This window comes from Aedoeadaptatus ivorii, assembly GCF_900638585.1.
Lineage (GTDB): Bacteria > Bacillota > Clostridia > Tissierellales > Peptoniphilaceae > Aedoeadaptatus > Aedoeadaptatus ivorii.
Genome location: NZ_LR134523.1, coordinates 484468 through 504885 on the forward strand (window position 1 = coordinate 484468; position 20418 = coordinate 504885).

Sequence of the window (20418 nt, forward strand, 5' to 3'; positions counted from 1 at the left end):
GGAGGAAGCGTATATGGTAATGACAAACTTCTTGCAAAAGAGAAAAACGGTTCGGGAATTCGGTCCTACGGATCTTTCCGCCACCGAAATGCAATGGGTACGAGATATTCTCGCCAAGGTGGAAAACGAAGAAGGCAGCGAGGACATCAGCTTCGCGCTGTTTGAAAACGGAGATACCATCGCAAACAGCCTGAAGGGCAAAGCCGGTTATGGCGGCGTGATGATTGCCGCGCCCTTCTATATCGCATTGAAGGTAAAGAGCCACGACAAAGAAGATTTGATCCGCACCGGCTACTATCTCGAAAAACTCAACACCGCACTGGTCGACCGCGGATTCGGCACCTGCTGGATCACCGTCACCCAAGTCGACGACGATACCAAGAAAATGCTCTTCGGCGAAGGCGGAGAATTTGTCGACTACATCGTAGGATTCGGGCACGCCGAAAACCAGGAAGTATTTGCCGAAGACGGCGTAAGCCCCCGCTATAGCGTGGACGAAATCGTATTTAAGGATCACCTCGATACGCCCGTCACTATGGAAGTATTGGAAAACTACGGCCTGTTTGAGCTGTTTACTTCCATTCGCTTTGCGCCCAGCCATGTAAACGCGCAGCCCTGGCGCTTCTTGCTCAAAGACGACGGTACGGTTACGCTGTTTATGGACAAATCCAAGGGCCAAAAGAGCTATGTGGATATCGGCGTCGTCATGTACTACTTCGAGGCGATGCTCGCGGGCACCGGCACCCACAAGCGTTGGGCACTCATAGAAGGAGCCGACATCGGCGGATTGGAACCCGTCGCAGAAATTTCCATCTGATTCCGGCGAAGGAAAAGGCGCCTGCAGGCGCTTTTTTTATTGACAAAAACCGAAAAGGAGCGTATCCTATACATGAACAATCAATCATGTGTCAGCGGAGGGAGGATTCTTTGTATACGTATCGATTGGACAATTTGGGGTGCGCGAACTGCGCCGCAAAAATCGAAGAGCGCGTCGGCGCATTGCCCGGCATTGATCGCGCGCGGCTGGATTTCACCGCAAAGCGACTCGCCGTAGAAGGTCCGGACGCTGCCGATAAAGAACAGATACAGAGAATCTGTACGGCGGTCGAATCTGACATCGTCGTCCGCGAAGAAAAAGAGATCGACGAAACGGAGAACGAAGGCGAAGACCGAGCGGCGTTTCAAAAAGAGGCGATGTGCCTTCTGGGCATACTCCTCGCCGCCGTAGCAAACACCCTACTGGTGTCGGGAACTTTGCAGACCGTCCTCTATGGGGCGCTGCTTGTCATAGCGGGCTTTCCGATTTTTCGCCAGGCGCTTCGGGGCATTCGCACCGGCGAGGTATTCGACGAAAACTTTCTGATGAGTATTGCCGCCATCGGCGCCTTTTATATCGGCGAGTACACCGAGGCATTGGGCGTATTGCTCTTTTATCGACTGGGCGAGGCGTTGCAAGATCGCGCAGTGGATCGCGCGACGGCATCGGTGGAATCTCTGTTAAAGAACGACACGACCACGGCGCATTTGATCGCCGATGAAATCATAGAGGTCGACGCCGCCACCTTGCAGCCGGGAGATACGATCCTGTTGCGTGCCGGCGATACCCTGGCGGCGGACGGAAAGATCCGCAAGGGATCGGGACATATCTCCAATCAGCATATGACCGGAGAATCCGTACCCGTCGCGGTTTCCGAAGGAGACGAGGTGCTCGCCGGTGCCATCTCATTGGACGGCGCCCTCGAGATATCGGTGCTCCGCGCGGCGGGCGAATCTACCATGGCGCGGATCGAGTCTATGGTCTCCGATGCGCGGCTCAATAAGGGCAAAACCGAACGCTGGATCACCCGATTCTCTCGCATATATACGCCGGTGGTGGTGTGTATCGCCCTCGCGGTCGCCTTGGGCGGGTCCCTCGTCTTCGGCGATTGGAATCTGTGGATCTACCGCGCCTGTGCCTTTTTGATCATCAGCTGTCCCTGTGCCTTGGTGCTTTCGGTGCCCCTTACGATGTTTGCGGGGATCGGGCGCGCCTCCCGCGAGGGGATCTTTGTAAAGGGATCGACGGCTTTAGAGGCCATTGCCGAAGCGGATGCCGTCGCCTTCGACAAGACCGGGACGCTCACCGACGGCAAGTTTTCTCTGGCACGCATCGACGCAATTTCAGGGGATAGAGACCGCATCTTATACCTCGCCGCCACGGCGGAACAGTACTCGAATCACCCCATCGCCCGGAGCATACTCGCGAATGCAAAGGCGAAGGGAACGCCGTCGGATGTCAAGGAAGTGCCGGGAAAGGGAGTTTTATGCACCATAGAGAATGCTTCCGTCGCCGTCGGCAATGAAGCGCTTATGGCGCTTGTGGGCATCGAAGATTTGCCCCCCTCTTCCGAAGAGACCTCGGTCTTCGTCGCCGAGGACAAGGCGCTTTTGGGCAGAATCGCCTTTACCGACACCATGAAAACGGGCGTCGCCGAGGCGATCCGCCATTTGAAGCGCACCCTTACCACCTATATCTTCTCCGGCGACAAACCGGCGATCGCCGAAGCGCTGGGCCGCGAATTGGGAATCGACGAGACCCGCGGCGGGTTTCTCCCCGACGAGAAGATTCGGGCGCTGGATGCAGTGCTCGCCCGGGGAAAGAAGGTCGTCTATGTGGGAGACGGGATCAACGACGCCCCGGTGCTCGCGCGAAGCGATGCGGGCATTGCCATGGGCACCGGCGGGAGCGATATGGCGATCGAAAGTGCCGACGTGGTTATTTTGGGCGACGATATCGGCAAACTTCCCTTCCTGTTTTCCCTGGCAAATCGTGCGAAGCGGGTGAGTTACGGTAATATCGCATTTGCCCTCGCCGTAAAGCTTTTGGTCGTCGTCTTGAGCATAGCGGGCATCGGTAACTTGTGGCTTGCGGTCTTTGCCGACGTCGGCGTTTCGCTGATCTGCGTGTTTATCGCCATGACGCTGTTGGCCTATAAACCTTCCGAAACGAGTGTGGTATAATATTTTCGGGAGGCGTATATGTCCGGAAAGTGGAAGAACTATCAGATTTTGGGGAGAGATTTTCTCGAGCGAGGAGACCGCAAGCGTGCCCTGAAATCTTTAGAAAAATCGATGATTTTTGCACCCGATGACAAAGCATTGGCAGAGACCTTATTTTCCGTCGCCGACCTGTATTGGCAGGCGGGAAACGAGGATCGCGCCATTGCTTTTTTCCGTGAGATTACAAAACTCGGGGATTACCCCGGGGCGCATTACGGCATGGGGGTGCTCTATAGCGAAAAAGGCGAGATTCGCCGCGCCATTTCCTGTTTTCAAAAAGCGGTGGCGTCCTATCCCTTTTACGAGAGTGCCTATTACGAAATGGCGCTCTTGTACGATCGATTGGGGTATAAAGACGTGGCGCTGGAGCTCTTTTACCAATGTGCGACGCTGGTGCCCGAAAACGGCATCGTCCGAAGCGACATCGCCTCGATCTACGAAGAGCGGGGCGCATACAAGAAGGCGTTGGGCTATGCCAAACGGGCGGTGGAGCTCTCGCCGACTTACGCCCGGGGCTATTACAATCTCGGCGTCATTTACCAAAAGACGGGGAGAGATAAGAAGGCGATGACGGCGTATCGCGACGCGCTGGATTTGGACCCGGACTACGCCCCGACGTATTTGAATATGTCGGCGATCTTTCTGAAAAACGAGCGGCCGACAGACGCCGTATATATTTTGACGCGGGGGATACGCAGAAACTTACACAGCGTCAATCTCTACTACAACCGCGCCTGTAGCTTTATGCGCCTGGGCAAGCGAACCACCGCCCTGGCCGATCTGAAGCGCGCCATCGCCATCGACGGCGACGCGCGCATGTGGGCGTCGAGAGATGAAGATTTACAAGACATCGTCCGGGAGGTGGACAGTTGATAATCATAAAGACCGAACACGAAATCGAAAAAATGCAGAAGGCGGCGGATCTCTTGATCGCCGTACACAAGGCGCTTCGGGAAAAAATCGTACCCGGCGTCACCACCATGGAACTCGACCGCTTCGTCGAAAAATTTATCACAGATCGCGGCGGCCATCCCGAACAAAAGGGCTATCAGGGCTATCCGTATAGCATTTGCGCGTCGGTAAACGACGAAATCTGCCACGGCTTTCCCACGGACACGCCGCTTCGGGAAGGGGATTTGCTCACCGTAGATATGGTGGTCAATATCGGCGGCTATTTGGCGGATTCCGCGTGGAGCTATGCAGTGGGCGAAGTCTCGGAAGAGACGAAGAAGCTAATGGATGTCACCAAAGAATGCCTGTATCGGGGCATCGAGAAAGTACGTCCCGGCGCCCGATTGGGAGACATCGGCAACGCCATTCAGAGCCACGCCGAGGCCAACGGGTTTTCGGTGGTACGCGATTTCGTCGGCCACGGCATCGGAAAAAATATGCACGAAGATCCCCAAGTGCTCCACTACGGCAAGCCCGACCGCGGCCTGCGCTTGCAGGAAGGCATGGTTTTTACCATAGAGCCCATGATCAACGCGGGGGATTGGCCCATCCGCATGGACAAAAACGGTTGGACCGCGAGGACTAAAGACGGTTCTCTGTCCTGCCAGTACGAACATACCCTGGCGGTGACTCGAGACGGGGTCGTCGTCCTGACCGAACAAGGAGAATAATATGCTCAAACAAATCGAAGCGCCCCGCGCGGGCGATCTCATGGCGCGCCTTACGACCGATAAGGGCGATATCGAGATTCGCCTCTTTCCCGAAGCGGCCCCCAAAGCGGTGGAAAACTTTACGGAACTGATCCGAAGAGGCTATTACGATGGCGTGATCTTTCACCGCGTCATCCCCGATTTTATGATTCAGGGGGGAGATCCCACCGGAAGCGGCCGCGGCGGCGAAAGCATTTGGGGCGATTCGTTTGAGGACGAGTTCGACCCCGCCTATCGCAATCTGACCGGGGCGCTCAGCATGGCGAATGCCGGGCCCGATACCAACGGCAGCCAATTCTTTATCGTACACGGCCAAAAGCTGGGCGAAGACATCCTCTCTCAAATGCGCGACGCGGGGGACGCCTACGGCTATACCCAAGACGTCATCGACGCCTACGAGAAAAAGGGCGGCGCCTTCTGGCTCGACGGCAAACACACCGTATTCGGCCAGATCTATGCCGGCGCCGACGTGGTGGATGCCATCGCCCGCGCGCCCAGAAACTCCATGGATCGCCCCGAGGAAGACATCGCCATTCGAAGTGCGGCGGTCTATACCTTCGAAGGATAATCTCAAAAGCGCTGCGGCGCTTTTTTTGTGCGAATTTTGATCTGTCCGTAATATTTCTTCTGGCTGCGCGTATTTACCGAAGAGACGCCGAGGAGAAGAAAGGACAGATACATGGAATATACAGACCAACAGATAAAAAGAGATAGCGGCGAAAAAATGCCGCCGCGGAAAACGACGCGACTGCTTCCGGTGGCGCTCCTTCTGTTTCTGCTCATGCAAGCATGGCTGATCGTCGGATTCGGCGCATTGGACTGGCTCGACGGATTGGGGCCCCTTCACTGCAAATATGTCTACGTGTGGGACCGGGCGGAGAAAGTGGCGATATACGATCGCAAAAGCGATGTGCGCGTCTCGCCCGCTTCCTTGACGAAGATGATAACCGTCTACACCGCCCTGGATATGGGGATCGACAAGGATGCTGTGGTGCAGGTGGACCGGGCGGTGTACGACGATATGTTTGTAAAAAACGCCAGCATGGCGGGGTTTGCCCCCGGCGAAGCCTTACACGCCCGCGATCTCCTCTACGGCGCGCTCCTCGCATCGGGCGGCGAGGCGACGGGGAGTTTGGCGAAATATATCTGCAACGACGAGAGCGCCTTCTGCGCGGAGATGAACCGTCGAATCGCCGATTTCGGGATTCGAAACACGCATTTTACCAATGTCGGCGGTTTCGACGAAGCGGGGCAATATTCCACAGCAAAGGACATGGCGATGTTCCTCGATAAGGCGCTGGTCAACGGCGACTTTCGGACGATCTTTACCAAAAAACGCTATCTTTCTTTTTCCACGGCGGATCACCCCAAGGGCGTCGCCTTCGAATCCACCGTACTCGGCAAAGACCGGCGGTGGAAGAAAGAGTGCGGCACCCTATTGGGCGGCAAGAGCGGCACCACCATCGACGCCGGAGAATGTTGGGCGAGTTTGTGTGAAAAAGGCGGCAAGGAGTATATCGTCGTCGTCATGGGCGCGCCGTTAAAGGACGTGTCGAACAAGACCGATCGACCGCTCGAGGACACGATGAAAATTATGGCGTCCATAGACCTTAAGTAGCAGAGAAAAACCGCCGAATCCGCATCCCGTGGGATGCGGATTTTTGTGTGCCAAAAAACGAATCCTCTTAAATTTCACGCCACGGCCTTGACAAAAGTACGGGGAAAATATATACTACCAATAACCATTATCATTACATAGATACATGGGAACGCTATTGCAATCTCGGGGAAAGCGCGAAATATGTGGCGCATTTCTCCGCCGACCATTTGTAGAGCAAATCGCCGAAGGAAAAACACGAAAGGAGAGCGGAATGAAAAAGTTCGCATGGATTTTAAGTTTAGTATTGTGCATGGGCCTCTTCAGCGGCTGCGGAAACAAGGCATCAGACGACGGGGGCAATTCGAATACATCGGCGGCTGTCGAGGAAAAAGAGAAGGCACCCGCCGAGACGGCGAAACCGGAGAATGAAGAGGAAGTAGAGGCGGTATCGCTCTCGGATTGGGAATCGCTGCACCCCGAATGGAAGAGCATCACCGCTTTTTACAAGGAAAGCTATGTATCGAAAGCCGCCGACAAGCTGGGCAAAAAAGAAGATAAAAGCGGGCCGGATCTCTTAGAAGAACACGCGGCAGGCGCCCACAGCGAAATCGCGAGCATCACATTTTCCGGCGATACGTTGACATTGAAAGACGATGCCGACCGAGAATTGGCAAAGAGCAAATACCGCTACATAAAGACCCTCGGAAAGGGCGTCGAACACGGCGAGTTTGCCGTCTTTGAAGCGGAAGAAGAGGTGCCCGAACAATTTAAATACTTGGCATTGATGGAGCCCCACGGCGGCGAAGGAGACATCACCCACTTCCACGCGCGCTACGCCAAGGCGATCGATGCCCCGGAATTGGAAGACGGAGATTGGTGGCCCGTGTTTGTAGATCCCGATTCCACACAAGATCAGGTCATCCACGAAATCCTGGGCGAAGAGGAATAAATGTATACCAAACGAAACCGGCCCGAGAAGCATCTTGGGCCTTCGCCTTGTGCCGATGCAAAAAGAAAGAGGCGCATGCGAAAACCATGGCTTCTGCTGATTGTGCTAAGCGCTTTGTGCACCGGACTTTTCGGCTGTGGTCGCATACAAGAGGAAGAGACGACCGATAAGCCCGTGGTCTACGCATCGTTTTTTCCCATTTACGATTTGGTACGGCAGGTGGCGGGAGATACGGTGGAGCTGAAGTCGTTTATGCCGTCCTCTGCCGATCCGCATCTGTGGGAGCCTTCGGCAAAGGATTTGCGGGCGCTTTCCCGCGCGGATATATTGTTTATCAACGGCGCCAATATGGAGCCGTGGGAAGACAAAATACGCGAGAGTCTTCCTGACGTACGCGTGGTCAATCTAGCGGCCAAGGTCGATCTCATCTCTTATAAAGGCGCCGCCGATTTGGGAGATTTTCAGTATATGGCGAGGATGCGAGGCAAAGCAAAAGAGCGATATAAATTCGAGTTCGGTCATACCCACGAAGACGCCATGCGGGTCTGTTTTTTGAAAGGCGATAAACGAACAGACGAAGAAAAACGGATTGAAAAGGCAAAAAAATACATGATGGATCCGGGAGAACGCGTGGCCCAAGAAGAGACCATTCCCGTCGAAGCCGGGAAGGTCTACGCCCTGGAGATGGGGCACCAAAGCGGGAGAGTCTATTTTACTTTGCCGACAGACGGGGACTGGTATGTGATCTCGGACCGGATTTCTGAGGATATCCTGTCCTATGAAATTCAAAAAGGCGATCAAAAGATGCCGGTAGAAGACATCGTGACCCATTCGACTTCTATGAAAGATAAGATTACCTACGACCCCCACGCATGGCTGTCGGTCCCCAATGGAAAGGCCTATCTGACGACCATACGGGACAATCTGATCGAGCTGTATCCGGAACACAAAAAAGCATACGAAAAGGCGGCCTTTCGGGCACAGGACGCCTTGGCTGCGCTCCACGCACGCTATGTGGAAAAGTTCAAAACCATAAAAAAGTCCGATCGAGAATTCGTGGTTACCCATTACGCGTGGGAATACCTCGCCCAGGACTACGGCCTCAAGCAGTTTCCCCTGCAAAATCTGGTTTCTCAGGAATCGCCGGGTCTCGAGACCATTAAGCGGGCGATTCGATATGCCCGAGAACAGAAGATTCGGACGATTTTTTACGAAGACTATATGCCGCCGAAGGTCGCAGAAATTATAACCGAAGAGGTGGACGGCGAGGCCGTGCCCCTTCGGAGCATGGAGTACGTAAAGGGCGCAGATAATGAAGCGCCGGGCGCCTACACGAGGATTATGGAAGAAAATCTCGAGGCGCTGTACCGATCGATGGAAGGAGGGCGATCGTGAGCCTAATCGAAATGCAAGGTGTGTCTTTCGCCTATGCCGACGAAGACATTATCAAAGACGCCGATTTTCGGGCAAAAAGCGGAGAGATTGTCGCGATATGCGGCGAAAACGGATCCGGAAAGAGCACATTTCTCAAACTCCTCCTGGGAGAGCTGCGTCCCCGAAAGGGGCGCGTCTGTATCGAGGGCATAGAAAGTGCAAAGATCCGCGACTTTCGCAATATCGGCTATGTGCCCCAAGTACAGAACTTTAACGACATCGGATTTCCCGTCAGCGTGCGGGAGCTGGTCGCTCTGAATTTGTATCACAGTTTCGGGTGGTTAAAGACGATCAAACGAGAACAATATGTGCGAGCGGAGGAGACATTGCAAGAACTCGGGATGGCGCGCTATCGGCACACGCCGTTTTCTGCCCTTTCGGGCGGTTTTAAGCAGCGCGCGATGATTGCCCGCGCTTTGATTAACGACCCGTCGGTGTTGATTCTCGACGAGCCGACGGCGGGGGTGGACAAGGAGAGCAAGGAAAGTTTTCTCGAATTGATAAATACCATGGGCCGCACAAAGCAGAAGACGGTCTTGATCGTCACCCACGAAATGGAATTGATCAAAAGAGCGCTGCGCCCCGACATCATCTATGCGATGGAAGAAGGGAGACTCGTGCGATGCTAGAATTTCAATTTATGCGCCACGCCTTACTGGCGGGATGTATGCTGTCGATTATGATCCCCATGATCGGCGTCGTCATGGTCAGTAGAAAGACCAGCATGATCGGCGATTCCCTGTCTCACACCTCCCTCGCGGGAGTGGCGCTGGGCTTGATCTCGGGCATCAGTCCGGTGCTCGGGGCCATATGCGTTTGTCTCCTATCTGCCTTTGCCATCGAGTATATTCGACACCGCCTGCCCGCCCACGGCGATATGGCGACGGCGGTGATTACGAGTATCGGACTTGGGGCCGCCGCGATTCTATCGCGGTTTGCGCCGGGCGGCAACAATTTCGACAGCTACCTCTTCGGCAGCATCGCTTCTGTCACGGCGGGAGATGTGTTGCAGGTGGCGGTGGTCTTTGCGGTTACGGTATTTTTCAGCATCGTCCTATACGGCGGCTTGGTAAATATCGCGATCGACGAGAATCTGGCGCGTTTGGCGGGCGTACACGTGCCCGTTGTAAACGGCATGCTTACGGCATTGAGTGCGATCGTCATCGCCTTAAGTTGTAAAATCGTCGGCGCTTTGATGATCTCCTCGATCCTGATCTTGCCGGTGGCGACGGCGCTGATCGTCGGGAAAAGCTATCGACAGGTGTATCGCAATTCTGTGTTGTTGGGCGTATTTTATACCATGAGCGGGATTCTCTTTTCCTATTATTTCGACGTCCCCACCGGCGGAGTGATCGTGGTGCTTGCGGTGGCAGGGATGCTCCTCGTGGCCGCCGGAAAAAAGTGGCGCTCGCGGGGATCCGCCCGGGAAGAAAAAGAAAACCATATACGACGCATATCCCTATAACCAAAAAGACGGCGGCAAGTGAGACAATCCAACTTGCCGCCGTCTTTTTGGTTTCCAAGGGCGAAATGTATTTACGATGCCGCGCGATTGCGCGGTTTTCGATTTTCCATCCAAATGGGGAGAAACAGACCGAGGAGTATGCAGACGATGCCCACGATTTTATATGGCGTGAGTACTTCGCCCAAGAGGGTGATGCCCATAATCGTCGCACACAGGGGGTTAAAGGCACAGAACATCCCCGCCCTTTGGGTCGAGACGTATTTTTGCGCCACGGGCTGTAAGGTAAAGCCGAAGCCCGTGCATACCACGGCCAAAACGACAATCACCCACCATTCCACCCCGGTGCGGGGCAGATGGGGCGTCTCGAAGAGGAAGGTCGCCGCGGTCGAGTAGACAAAGATCCAAAAGACCTGCAAAAATCCCAGCTGGAAGGTGTCGTCGGTGGCGGCATATTTTGCCGTCATAATAATGACCGCGGCATAGCACAAGGCGGAGCAGAGGGCATAGATCTCGCCGATGGAAAGATTTATCCCGCCGTCACGGCCGGTCAGAAAGGCGACCCCCACCAGCGTAATGGCGACGCCCACCAAGGACCAGCGATCCGGAAAGGTGCGCGACAGCACCGCGAGAATCAAGGGCACAAGGACGATGGAGGTGTTTTCTAAAAACGCCACCGTCGACGCCTCCGCAGAGAGCAGCCCCTTAAACTCGAAGGCCATCACGCCGAAGAACAGAATGCCGAGTACGAAGCCGTGGCGAAAAGTGCTGCGCGTCATGGGAAAGAGCTGCTTAAAAAAGAAGATCGCCAAGAGCGCCGTCGCCAGGAAAAATCGGGTCGAGAGGAGATTAAAGGTTTCCATACTCTCCATACCGAGCTTAATAAAGTAATAGCTGCTCGCTCGGGCGATGATCACCGCGGCGAGGAGGATCGATGCGTTTCGTTCTTTCATCGGTGCCTCCTATTGTTCGTAGATGCGGATATCCCGCAGCAAGAGAAAGGGAATGACATCGGCGAGGACGAGGATCGCGGTCAAAATGCCGGCATAGAGCAGGGGAAAGGCGCCCATAATCTCGACGCCCAAAAAGATCATCACAAAGGTCACAAAGAGGGAGCCGAAGAACGAGAAGAAACTCTGCTTGGAGTTTTTGGCGAGTTCCTGGGGGTTCTCCCAATTGTAATTCGCGAACTTCCAGTCGAAGAACAGGCCGAAGCCGTTGGAGAGGCAGGCATAGGCCAAGGGCGCGAGGAGCAAAAAGGGCCAGTAGGCGGCCGCGGGCTGAAGCGCGATGATTACCAGGACGATGCTCAACAGCAAAGAGGGGAGGGAGAGCACGAGTCCCGCCGCGAGTTTTGTCAAAAAGATCTCTCGCCCCGAGAGGGGGAGGGCGTAGGTGTTATAGGCATTCTTGCCTTCCAGGGAAAAGAAGAAGGTCGATATATTCATCATGCCGCCGAAGCCCATCGCCGCAAGGAAGATAAAGGCGTCTCTGGGGAGAAGGGATTGCGATTCGATAAAATAGAGGAAGGCCTCTCTGAGTGAGGGCACGAAGAGGAGGAGCGAGAGGATGATGGGCACCAATATGCCGAAGAAGGTATTCATGGCGACCGCTGTATTGCTCCAGTAGAGAGAGATTTCCTTTCGCAAGAGGGCGGATCGTTTCGAGCGAGGGGAAAAGGCGTCTTCGCCGATGACTTTTGTCGCGCCCTTTTTCTCCAATCGCTCGGCGATTTCGAAGAAGTGTTTTCCCATATAGGTCAGGAACAGATAAAAGATCCCGATCGCGAGCAGCGCATAGGGAATAAACACCCATATATGGGCCGACAACATATAAGAAAACAGGTGGAAGGGACCGGGCAGATTGTTGTAGAAGGCGGAAAATTCCGCGATATGGCGAAATTCCTGGGCGATCTCGTAGTAATAGAGGATCATAAAGGTGGCGAAGATGGCCACGGCGATCAGGGATTTCACAAACTTCGGCATTTCGCGGCCCGACGAAATGCGGGAAAACGCGATGCGAAGAAATCCGCCGACGGCTTCTCCGAGGATCGTGGTTAAGAGAAACGACAAGAGCAACAGGAACACTTTGAAGAGAGATTCGGTGGCGAGATAGCATAGGACCAGGGACCCCACCGAAAAGGCGAGGATCATGGGGACTTCCGTCATCCAGGAACCGCTAAATTTCGCGAGAATAAAGCTCTCTTTGGGGATGGGAAGCGCCCAGAGGGTGTTCTCATCAAAGGAATGGAAGAAGAGGTCCCGAAACTGGAAGAAGGTCCCGAGCGCCATTAACACAAACAAGAGCAAGAGGACCAGATCCACGACCGAAAGCATTTCTGCGGCACTGAGGATCTCGGAAAACGGCAGATCCTTTTGCGCATCGGAAAGCGTCGCCGTACGTCCCGCCACGATGAACATGGGGAAGAATCCGCCCAAAAACAGCATGCCCCAAAGGGAAAAGAGATAGATAAAGATGCCGAAGATTTTACTCTTGCCCGCCTGAAATTTGGAAAATATGCGCTTGCGTTCCAGACGCGATAGGATTTTAAGCAATTCCATCGGCCTGCATCCTTTCTACAAAGAGGTCTTCTAGGCTGCCCTTGGCGAGGATTTCTTCGGTGGGGCCGAAATAGATCAGATGCCCGTCTTTGATGATGGCGACTTTGTTGCAGAGTTTTTCCGCCACCTCAAGTACGTGGGTGGAAAAGAGTATGGTGGTATCTTTTTCTTGCGCCATCTTCTTAAAATTCTCCCGCACCGAACGGGTGGCGAGGGGGTCGAGCCCCACAAAGGGTTCGTCGAGTACGATGAGGCGCGGATCGTGGATCAATGCGCCGATCAACGCGAGCTTCTGTTGCATGCCGTGGCTGTAATTGCTGATGGCTTCGCCCAAGCGGTCGTGGATGGAAAATTCCGCGGCATAGCGTTCGATCCGCTCTTTCCGCGTCTCGAAATCCAGTTGGAAGATGTCGGCGATAAAATTCAAATAGTCGATCCCCCGCATAAAGGAATAGAGTTCGGGATTGTCCGGCACATAGCTGATCAGCGCTTTTGCCGCCACCGGATCGGTTTCGATGTCGTGCCCGCCGATGGCAATCGTCCCCGCATCGAAGGGGATCAGCCCCAAAGCGGATTTGATCGTGGTGGTCTTACCGGCGCCGTTTGCCCCGATAAACGCACAGATGTCGCCCGGCTCCAGGGAAAAGTTGATGTCGTACAGCACCTGTTTGTTCCCGTAGAATTTTGAGAGATTTTGAATGTTTAGCATAGGACCTCCTCTTATATTTATACTCTTACCTTAACAATATAACATAACAGTATAACAGGATCATAACAGGATCGGAAAATGGAAATCTATATCGTAAGAAGGGAGATGGGATTATTAAAATTCGAAGCGAGGAGTGTGGTATAATTTTTCCCCGAGGAGGAAACAATGCATCAGTATAGAGGAAGATTGATCCTACACACCGGAAGTATGTTTTCCGGCAAGACTTCGAGTTTGGAAAAGGAGATTAAGCGATTTCGCATCGCCGGCTATGAGACCGTGGTCTTAAAGCCTACGATGGATACCCGATTTATTCGATCGGCGATTACCAGTCACGACGACACCTCCACCGAGGCATTGGTGGTAGAGGATATCGACGGGGTGGTAGAGGCGGTCTACGATCGCCAGGCGGATGTAGTGGCGATCGATGAGATCCAGTTCTTGGGCGGCGATACGGCGGAGATTCTCGCCGCCTTCGACCGGTTGCTGGACGAGGGCAAGACCATCGTCTGTGCGGGGCTCGATATGGACTACGAGGGGCGCCCCTTTGAGATCGTAAAAGAATTGATGGCGGTCTGCGATTATGTGGAAAAGCACCACGCCGTCTGCGCCCACTGCGGCGCCGATGCGTGGATTTCGCACCGCACCAGCAAAGAGTCGGGTCGCGTGGTGATCGGCGCCACCGAAAAATACGAACCCCTGTGCCGGCCCTGTTATAAGCGACTCAAGAATCGAGGAGAGCGGTGAGCGCGCCCTATGCGTTCGTATTCGGCGGCTGCAATCTGGACATCAGCGGCCGATCCGCCGAGCCCCTCGCCGAAGGCGATTCCAATCCCGGGCGGGTACAGATCGGGCCCGGCGGCGTGGGGCGAAATATCGCCTCGAATATGGCCGCCATGGGCGTAGAGGTCAAGCTGATGACCGCGCTCGGAGACGACGCCGCAAAAGAGATGATCTTAAGTTCTCTGCCTCCGAATGTGGACGCAAAAGGCGCCTATATCGCCCCCGGGGAACGGACCGGCACCTATCTCGTCTTGTTGGACGAGGAGGGCGAAATGGTCTATGCCGTAAACGACATGGCGGTTCTTCGCCATCTTACGCCCGATCGGATCTTAGAGAGGCGCAGCGAGGCGGAAGGCGCCCGGGCGGTGGTACTCGACGGCAACCTGCCCCGAGAAAGCATCGAGACGATCCTTTCCTGGGAGATTTTTGCCGTCGTCGACGGGGTGAGTGCGATCAAGGTAAAAAAGTTTCGCGACGTGCTGGATCGCATCGACATCCTCAAGTGCAATGTAGCGGAGGCGCGGGCCCTCGCCGGAACGACAGAGGATGCGGATATTTTCGACTGCGGCCACAGATTGGTCGAACGCGGCGTTACCTATGCCGTAATTACCGCGGGGGCGGCGGGGGCGTATCTCTTTTCGAAAGAAAAGCCCCTTCACTTTTCGTCCAATCCCATGAAAATACGGGGTGCCACCGGGGCGGGCGATGCCTTTTGCGCGGGGCTAGCGGCGGGTCTGATTGCCGGAGACGACATCGTGCAGGCCGCGCGGGGCGCCGTCGCCTGTGCCCGCATGGTGCTTATGCGTGACGAAAGCGAACTGATCGACTTCCGCCGAGACGCGTGGGAGCGAGAAAAAGAGGAGGTTTATTATGAAACAATTTGATCTGAAGGCATATATGGACATCGCGCCGGAAGTGGCGCGGGCCCTCGAGGAAGACAAGCCGGTCGTGGCGCTGGAATCGACCATTATTTCGCACGGGATGCCCTATCCCCAAAATCTCGAGACGGCAAAGCGCTGTGAAGAGATTTTGCGCGAGGCAGGGGTCACCCCCGCCACCACCGCGATCATCGGCGGGCGCATCAAGGTCGGCCTCAGTGAAGAAGAGCTGGCGTTTATGGCGACGGCAAAGGATGTCGTCAAGAGCTCTACCCGCGACTATGCCCATATCGTCGCTGCAAAGGCAAACGGCGCCACCACTGTCGCCACCTCGATCCTTACGGCGAAACTCGCGGGCATTCCGATCCTCGTCACCGGCGGCATCGGCGGCGTGCACAGGGGCGGAGCGGATTCCATGGACATCTCCCGAGATCTGGAAGAGATCGCGGACACCGACATCGCCGTGGTCTGCGCCGGCTGTAAGTCGATCCTCGACATCGGCCTCACCCTCGAATATTTAGAAACCAAGGGCGTGCCCGTCGTCGGCTATCAGACCGAAGCCATGCCCGCCTTTTACACGAGAGAGAGCGGACATGCGGTAGACTTCCGCTACGACAGCGCCGAGGAAATCGCCGCGCTGATGCACACCCAGTGGGGACTCGGCCTTTCCGGCGGCATTCTGGTGGCCAATCCCATTCCCGAGGCCGATGCTATGGATGCGGATCGGATCGAAGAGGCGATTCAAACCGCCGTCGCCGATGCCGAAGATGCGGGCATCCACGGTAAACAGATTACGCCGTTTTTGCTGTCTCGGGTATTGGAAGCCACCGAAGGGGACAGTCTCGCGTCCAATATCGCGCTGGTATACAACAATACCCGCCTGGGCGCCGCCATCGCCAAGGCATATGCCGCGCAGGCATAAACGACTTCGTTGTCAGAGAATTTATATCGATTTTATAAAGAGGACATTGCCGTCCTCTTTTTTTGTTTCCGTTAAATTCCCGCAAAGTCTTCGAATTGCCGTTGACCCGGGGGGGTTGGTTTCGTATAATGGTATCCGTTGTTTAGTAAATTAACCTTAAAGTTTAGTGGTGATCCATGAAATTCGGAAAGAAAATACGCAATTTGCGGCTAAAACAGAATCTGACGCAGAAAGAACTGGCGGAGCGCAGCGAGCTGACAAAGGGCTTTATCTCTCAGGTGGAGCGGGACCTTACCAGCCCGTCGGTGGCGACTTTTCTCGATATTTGCGAGGCCCTCGGCATCACGCCGGAGGAGTTCTTTCGTGAAAAGGGCGAAGAAAAAGTCGTCTTTACGCCCGACGACGCCTTTGAAGCGAGAAGCGAAGAAGACGGCTATTCGATCGACTATATCGTCCCCAATGCGCAGAAAAACGCCATGGAACCGACCCTTTGGCAAATTGAGCCCGAAGGGAGAAGTCGCGTACTCTCGCCCTTCGAAGGCGAAAGCTTCGCCTATATCCTCGAGGGCAAACTCTACTTCTTTTACGGAGAGGAACGACACGAGGTCAAAAAGGGCGATACGATCTATGCGTCGGGCAATGCCGCCTGTTATTTTGTGAATCGCGGCAAGCGGATAGCGCGCATTTTGTGGGTTGCGGATCCCCCGAGTTTTTAGGAGGTGGACATGGAAAAAATTATTACGCTCAAGGACATTCGAAAGACCTTTGACGAAACGGAAGTACTGAAGGGCATCGATCTGGAGATCGCAGATGGCGAGTTCGTCACCCTGTTGGGTCCCAGCGGCTGCGGAAAGACGACGACCCTTCGGATTATCGCCGGCTTTGAAACCATGGATGAAGGCACGCTGTTGTTTCGCGGGAAGGATATGACCGCCCTGAAGCCCTACGAGCGGCCGGTAAATACGGTGTTTCAAAAATACGCGCTCTTTCCCCATCTGAATGTCTTCGACAATGTCGCCTTCGGCTTAAAACTCAAGGGCACGCCCCAAAAAGAGATCGAGACGCGGGTGCGGGAAATGCTCGCCCTCGTCAATCTGCCCGGCACCGAAAGTCGAAAGATCGACTCCCTTTCCGGCGGGCAGCAGCAGCGTATCGCCATCGCCCGGGCCCTGGTCAACGACCCCGAGATCCTTCTTCTCGACGAACCGTTGGGCGCCTTGGACCTAAAGCTCAGAAAGCAGATGCAGTTTGAACTCAAGAGGATCCAAGAGCGCGTGGGCATTACCTTTATCTACGTCACCCACGACCAGGAAGAGGCACTGAGCATGAGCGATCGGGTGGTGGTCATGAAGGACGGAGAGATCCTGCAGATCGCCACGCCCATCGACATCTATAACGAGCCGCAAAACGCCTTCGTCGCGAACTTTATCGGCGAGAGCAATATTATCCCCGGCATTTTCGTAAAAGACCGCTTGATCTCTTTTTACGGGCGGGAATTCGCCTGTGTGGATACGGGCTTTCTGCCGTCGGAGCCGGTGCAGATCGTCATCCGGCCCGAGGATGTGGAGCTCTCTTATACGGACGAGGATGTGTTGAAGGGTAAGGTACTTTCTACGGTTTTTAAGGGCGTGCATTACGAAATGATTCTCGATGTGGAAGGCCAGCGATGGATGGTGCAGTCCACCCTTTCCAAGGAACCCGGCGACGAGGTGGGGATCTATATCGAACCGGACAACTTCCACGTGATGAAGGCGGAGTCCTGATATGAAGCGATTCTCGATTCCCTATATTTTTTGGGCGGTATTGTTTATTCTCCTTCCCATCGCGCTGATCGTCTATATGAGCTTTAACGGCATCAGCACCATGAATATGGGTGAATACCGCTTTTCGACGGAACAGTACGCGCGGTTTTTGCAGCCCATCTATCTCCGGATTCTGTGGCGTTCCATCGTGCTCGCGGCGGTATCGACCGTCGTCTGCCTGCTTTTGGGCTATCCCGCCGCCTATTTTATCTCCCGGCTCAAGCAAAAGGACGCCTCGATGATGATTCTGCTCTTTGTGATTCCCATGTGGATGAACTTTCTCTTGCGGACCTATGCCTGGATTACCCTATTGGGCAGAAACGGCGTCTTAAACCGCATGATGGGGCTGTTGGGTCTCGGGCCCTTCGAAATGATGTATAACGAAGGGGCGATTTTGATGGGTATGATCTATAACTTTATCCCCTTTATGGTGCTCCCCATCTATTCCGTACTGACGAAGATGGACAAGTCGCTCTTGGAGGCGGCGCAGGACTTGGGGGCTTCTCCCTGGCACGCCTTTCGCAAGGTGACGCTACCGCTCTCTCTTTCCGGCATCTACAGCGGGATTTTGATGTGCTTTATCCCGGCGCTTTCGACCTTTGTCATTTCGGCGCTCTTGGGGGGCAATAAGTACTATTTGGTGGGCAATATCATCGAACAGCAGTTCCGCTTTACGGGCAACTGGGCCTTCGGCTCGACGATTTCCGTGGTGCTGATGCTGATTTTGTTCACGATGCTCTTCTTTTCCCGCAAGTTCGGGATCGACGACGGAAAGGGCGTGAAACATGGGAAATAAACTTCGAAAACTGTATTTGGGCCTGATGCTCGCCTTTTTGTATCTGCCGATTGCGGTGTTGATCGTGTTCAGTTTTAACGACACCAAACTCCGCGGGGTGTGGGCGGGCTTTACCACCCACTGGTACACGGATCTCTTTTCCGATCCCATTATTTTAAACAGCTTTTACAATACGATCCTCGTGGCGGCGGTGGCGACGGTGGTTTCTACCGTCTTGGGTACCGTATCCGCCATCGGCATCCGCGCTTTAAGGCGCAGACAGCAGAGCCTCGTCTTAAACGTGAACTATCTGCCGGTCTTAAACCCCGACATCGTAACGGCGGTGGCGCTGATGAGTTTGTTCGGCTTTCTCGCCTTGGAGCAGGGGCTTGTAACCATGACGCTTTCGCATATCGTCTTTTGTACGCCCTATGTGATCCTATCGGTGCTGCCCAAATTGGACCAGCTGGATCAAAACACCGTCGAGGCGGCCTTCGATTTGGGGGCCAAGCCCATCGAGGCGCTCCGCTATGTGGTGATTCCGCAGATCAAACCCGGCATCGCCTCCGGCGCACTGATGGCCTTTACGCTTTCGGTGGACGATTTTATCATCTCGTTTTTTACCACCGGACAAGGGGTCTCGAATCTTTCCATTGCGCTGTATTCCATGGCGAAGACGGGGATCAACCCGTCGATGAACGCCATCTCTACCATTCTCTTTGTGACGATCTTTATCCTGCTGTTGATTTTGAACAAGCGGGATATCGATCTGATCCACTTCGAGGTGTAATATGAAAAAACAGTTTTGGATCCTCATTTTGATATTCGCCCTCGCCCTAACGGGTTGCGCCGATCAAAAGGACGAGGGACAGACCGTATCGGTCTACAACTGGGGCGAGTATGTGGATATGGATACCATCGCCCAGTTCGAAGAAGAGACGGGCATCAAGGTGATCTACGACACCTTTGCCTCCAACGAAGACCTGTACGTCAAGATCAAAAAATCCAACGAACCCTATGACGTGATCGTGCCCTCCGAGTATATGATCGAGCGCATGATTCGAGAAGATATGCTGATGCCGCTGGACTATTCTTTGATCCCGAATATCAAAAAGTTCGACAAGCGCTTTTTGGATATGGAATACGACCCGAACAACAAGTATTCGGTGCCCTATTACTGGGGGACGCTGGGGATCGTCGTCAACGAGAAATACGTAGATGAGCAGATCGACTCGTGGAACAGCCTGTGGGATCCCAAGTATAAAAACCAGATCATTATGTATAATTCCCAGCGCGATTCCATCGCCGTGGCGCTTAAAAAGCTGGGATATAGCATGAACAGCCGCTCCATCGACGAGCTCGAGGCGGCGGGGCAAGCGTTGATCGAGCAAAAGCCTTTGGTCTATGCCTATCTTGCCGACGAAGGTCGAGATGTGATGAGCCAGGGCGATGCCTCTCTTTCGGTGATGTATTCTGGCGATGCGCTGATGATGATGGAAGAAAATGAAGATTTAAATTATGTAATACCGAAAGAGGGTACGAATATATGGTATGATTCTTTTGTAGTTCCAAAGAATGCAAAGAATCCCGAAGCGGCGATGCGCTTTATTAATTTTATGTCCCGACCGGATATTGCGGCGAAAAACGCCGAGTTCAACGTCGGATATGCAACGCCGATCCCCGAGGCCATAGAAATGCTTCCAGACGAGATCAAAAACGATCCCGTCGCCTATCCGGATCCCGATACCCTCCCTCCCTTGGAAGTGTACCGCGATCTGGGCAGCTTTGTCGAAGAATACGACCGAATCTGGACGGAAGTGACGGCGCGGTAGGATCACGAAAAACC

General features: G+C 54.3%; 21 protein-coding genes. 18 read left to right on the forward strand and 3 right to left on the reverse strand.

Annotated features, from left to right (window positions below; translation table 11 throughout):
* The first annotated feature begins 19 nt into the window (after positions 1–19).
* From EL294_RS02430 to EL294_RS02475, 10 genes are all read left to right on the forward strand, one after another.
* Positions 20–817: a nitroreductase family protein gene (locus EL294_RS02430; protein WP_164715183.1), complete on the forward strand. Its 798-nt coding sequence runs from the start codon at positions 20–22 to the stop codon at positions 815–817.
* 110 nt (positions 818–927) lie between these two features.
* Positions 928–3000: a heavy metal translocating P-type ATPase gene (locus EL294_RS02435; RefSeq protein ID WP_164715184.1), complete on the forward strand. Its 2073-nt coding sequence runs from the start codon at positions 928–930 to the stop codon at positions 2998–3000.
* Positions 3001–3018: 18 nt separating this feature from the next.
* On the forward strand, positions 3019–3912 hold the full coding sequence (locus EL294_RS02440; RefSeq protein ID WP_126464921.1) for a tetratricopeptide repeat protein: 894 nt from the start codon (positions 3019–3021) through the stop codon (positions 3910–3912).
* Positions 3909–4661, forward strand: coding sequence for a type I methionyl aminopeptidase (gene map, locus EL294_RS02445; protein ID WP_126464922.1), 753 nt, complete (start codon positions 3909–3911; stop codon positions 4659–4661). Before EL294_RS02440 ends, map begins: the two co-directional genes overlap by 4 nt.
* Position 4662: 1 nt before the next feature.
* Positions 4663–5268 carry a peptidylprolyl isomerase gene (locus EL294_RS02450; protein ID WP_126464923.1) on the forward strand — a complete coding sequence of 202 codons (606 nt, stop codon included), beginning with the start codon at positions 4663–4665 and terminating at the stop codon, positions 5266–5268.
* Positions 5269–5379: 111 nt separating this feature from the next.
* Complete coding sequence (locus tag EL294_RS02455; RefSeq protein WP_126464924.1) at positions 5380–6318, forward strand: D-alanyl-D-alanine carboxypeptidase family protein; 939 nt, start codon at positions 5380–5382, stop codon at positions 6316–6318.
* Between the two features lie 253 nt (positions 6319–6571).
* Positions 6572–7249 carry a ZinT/AdcA family metal-binding protein gene (locus EL294_RS02460; RefSeq protein WP_164715185.1) on the forward strand — a complete coding sequence of 226 codons (678 nt, stop codon included), beginning with the start codon at positions 6572–6574 and terminating at the stop codon, positions 7247–7249.
* A gap of 75 nt (positions 7250–7324) precedes the next feature.
* Complete coding sequence (locus EL294_RS02465) at positions 7325–8644, forward strand: metal ABC transporter solute-binding protein, Zn/Mn family (protein WP_164715186.1); 1320 nt, start codon at positions 7325–7327, stop codon at positions 8642–8644.
* On the forward strand, positions 8641–9312 hold the full coding sequence (locus EL294_RS02470; protein ID WP_126464931.1) for a metal ABC transporter ATP-binding protein: 672 nt from the start codon (positions 8641–8643) through the stop codon (positions 9310–9312). Before EL294_RS02465 ends, EL294_RS02470 begins: the two co-directional genes overlap by 4 nt.
* The gene (locus tag EL294_RS02475) at positions 9306–10148 is read left to right on the forward strand and encodes a metal ABC transporter permease (RefSeq protein WP_126464933.1); all 843 of its coding nucleotides are present in this window, start codon (positions 9306–9308) and stop codon (positions 10146–10148) included. Before EL294_RS02470 ends, EL294_RS02475 begins: the two co-directional genes overlap by 7 nt.
* A gap of 71 nt (positions 10149–10219) precedes the next feature.
* Here the strand turns inward: EL294_RS02475 and EL294_RS02480 are convergent, their stop codons facing one another.
* The 3 genes from EL294_RS02480 to EL294_RS02490 are packed head-to-tail and all read right to left on the reverse strand — an operon-like array spanning position 10220 to position 13415.
* Positions 10220–11098 carry a DMT family transporter gene (locus tag EL294_RS02480; protein ID WP_126464935.1) on the reverse strand — a complete coding sequence of 293 codons (879 nt, stop codon included), beginning with the start codon at positions 11096–11098 and terminating at the stop codon, positions 10220–10222.
* Between the two features lie 9 nt (positions 11099–11107).
* Positions 11108–12706 (reverse strand): permease-like membrane multi-spanning protein, encoded by a 1599-nt coding sequence (locus EL294_RS02485; protein WP_126464937.1) that lies wholly within the window; start codon positions 12704–12706, stop codon positions 11108–11110.
* Positions 12693–13415, reverse strand: a complete 723-nt coding sequence (locus EL294_RS02490) for an ABC transporter ATP-binding protein (protein WP_126464939.1) — start codon at positions 13413–13415, stop codon at positions 12693–12695. The genes EL294_RS02485 and EL294_RS02490 overlap by 14 nt, the downstream gene beginning before the upstream one ends.
* Before the next feature lie 165 nt (positions 13416–13580).
* Here EL294_RS02490 and EL294_RS02495 point away from each other — a divergent pair, with 165 nt between their 5' ends.
* The 8 genes from EL294_RS02495 to EL294_RS02530 all read left to right on the forward strand — a co-directional run bounded on the left by EL294_RS02495 (position 13581) and on the right by EL294_RS02530 (position 20404).
* Positions 13581–14159 carry a thymidine kinase gene (locus EL294_RS02495; protein WP_126464941.1) on the forward strand — a complete coding sequence of 193 codons (579 nt, stop codon included), beginning with the start codon at positions 13581–13583 and terminating at the stop codon, positions 14157–14159.
* Positions 14156–15079 carry a carbohydrate kinase family protein gene (locus EL294_RS02500; protein ID WP_126464942.1) on the forward strand — a complete coding sequence of 308 codons (924 nt, stop codon included), beginning with the start codon at positions 14156–14158 and terminating at the stop codon, positions 15077–15079. Before EL294_RS02495 ends, EL294_RS02500 begins: the two co-directional genes overlap by 4 nt.
* Positions 15066–15995 (forward strand): pseudouridine-5'-phosphate glycosidase, encoded by a 930-nt coding sequence (locus EL294_RS02505; protein ID WP_197721107.1) that lies wholly within the window; start codon positions 15066–15068, stop codon positions 15993–15995. Before EL294_RS02500 ends, EL294_RS02505 begins: the two co-directional genes overlap by 14 nt.
* A gap of 176 nt (positions 15996–16171) precedes the next feature.
* Positions 16172–16711 carry a helix-turn-helix domain-containing protein gene (locus tag EL294_RS02510; protein WP_126464946.1) on the forward strand — a complete coding sequence of 180 codons (540 nt, stop codon included), beginning with the start codon at positions 16172–16174 and terminating at the stop codon, positions 16709–16711.
* 9 nt (positions 16712–16720) lie between these two features.
* Complete coding sequence (locus EL294_RS02515) at positions 16721–17758, forward strand: ABC transporter ATP-binding protein (RefSeq protein ID WP_126464948.1); 1038 nt, start codon at positions 16721–16723, stop codon at positions 17756–17758.
* A gap of 1 nt (position 17759) precedes the next feature.
* Positions 17760–18593 (forward strand): ABC transporter permease, encoded by an 834-nt coding sequence (locus EL294_RS02520; protein ID WP_126464950.1) that lies wholly within the window; start codon positions 17760–17762, stop codon positions 18591–18593.
* Entirely contained in the window at positions 18583–19362 is a 780-nt protein-coding gene (locus EL294_RS02525) for an ABC transporter permease (RefSeq protein WP_126464952.1), read from the forward strand. Before EL294_RS02520 ends, EL294_RS02525 begins: the two co-directional genes overlap by 11 nt.
* A gap of 1 nt (position 19363) precedes the next feature.
* Entirely contained in the window at positions 19364–20404 is a 1041-nt protein-coding gene (locus EL294_RS02530; protein WP_126464954.1) for an ABC transporter substrate-binding protein, read from the forward strand.
* Positions 20405–20418: the final 14 nt, after the last annotated feature.

What these genes read in the sequence shown, in the direction of transcription:
- EL294_RS02430 (WP_164715183.1), top strand. Translation starts at nt 20, where the DNA reads ATGACAAACTTCTTGCAAAAGAGAAAAACGGTTCGGGAATTCGGTCCT.
- EL294_RS02510 (WP_126464946.1), top strand. Translation starts at nt 16,172, where the DNA reads ATGAAATTCGGAAAGAAAATACGCAATTTGCGGCTAAAACAGAATCTG.
- EL294_RS02485 (WP_126464937.1), bottom strand. Translation starts at nt 12,706, where the DNA reads ATGGAATTGCTTAAAATCCTATCGCGTCTGGAACGCAAGCGCATATTT.
- EL294_RS02495 (WP_126464941.1), top strand. Translation starts at nt 13,581, where the DNA reads ATGCATCAGTATAGAGGAAGATTGATCCTACACACCGGAAGTATGTTT.
- EL294_RS02465 (WP_164715186.1), top strand. Translation starts at nt 7,325, where the DNA reads ATGCGAAAACCATGGCTTCTGCTGATTGTGCTAAGCGCTTTGTGCACC.
- EL294_RS02450 (WP_126464923.1), top strand. Translation starts at nt 4,663, where the DNA reads ATGCTCAAACAAATCGAAGCGCCCCGCGCGGGCGATCTCATGGCGCGC.
- EL294_RS02505 (WP_197721107.1), top strand. Translation starts at nt 15,066, where the DNA reads ATGAAACAATTTGATCTGAAGGCATATATGGACATCGCGCCGGAAGTG.
- EL294_RS02475 (WP_126464933.1), top strand. Translation starts at nt 9,306, where the DNA reads ATGCTAGAATTTCAATTTATGCGCCACGCCTTACTGGCGGGATGTATG.
- EL294_RS02460 (WP_164715185.1), top strand. Translation starts at nt 6,572, where the DNA reads ATGAAAAAGTTCGCATGGATTTTAAGTTTAGTATTGTGCATGGGCCTC.
- EL294_RS02515 (WP_126464948.1), top strand. Translation starts at nt 16,721, where the DNA reads ATGGAAAAAATTATTACGCTCAAGGACATTCGAAAGACCTTTGACGAA.
- EL294_RS02440 (WP_126464921.1), top strand. Translation starts at nt 3,019, where the DNA reads ATGTCCGGAAAGTGGAAGAACTATCAGATTTTGGGGAGAGATTTTCTC.
- EL294_RS02490 (WP_126464939.1), bottom strand. Translation starts at nt 13,415, where the DNA reads ATGCTAAACATTCAAAATCTCTCAAAATTCTACGGGAACAAACAGGTG.
- EL294_RS02530 (WP_126464954.1), top strand. Translation starts at nt 19,364, where the DNA reads ATGAAAAAACAGTTTTGGATCCTCATTTTGATATTCGCCCTCGCCCTA.
- EL294_RS02525 (WP_126464952.1), top strand. Translation starts at nt 18,583, where the DNA reads ATGGGAAATAAACTTCGAAAACTGTATTTGGGCCTGATGCTCGCCTTT.
- EL294_RS02480 (WP_126464935.1), bottom strand. Translation starts at nt 11,098, where the DNA reads ATGAAAGAACGAAACGCATCGATCCTCCTCGCCGCGGTGATCATCGCC.
- EL294_RS02520 (WP_126464950.1), top strand. Translation starts at nt 17,760, where the DNA reads ATGAAGCGATTCTCGATTCCCTATATTTTTTGGGCGGTATTGTTTATT.
- EL294_RS02455 (WP_126464924.1), top strand. Translation starts at nt 5,380, where the DNA reads ATGGAATATACAGACCAACAGATAAAAAGAGATAGCGGCGAAAAAATG.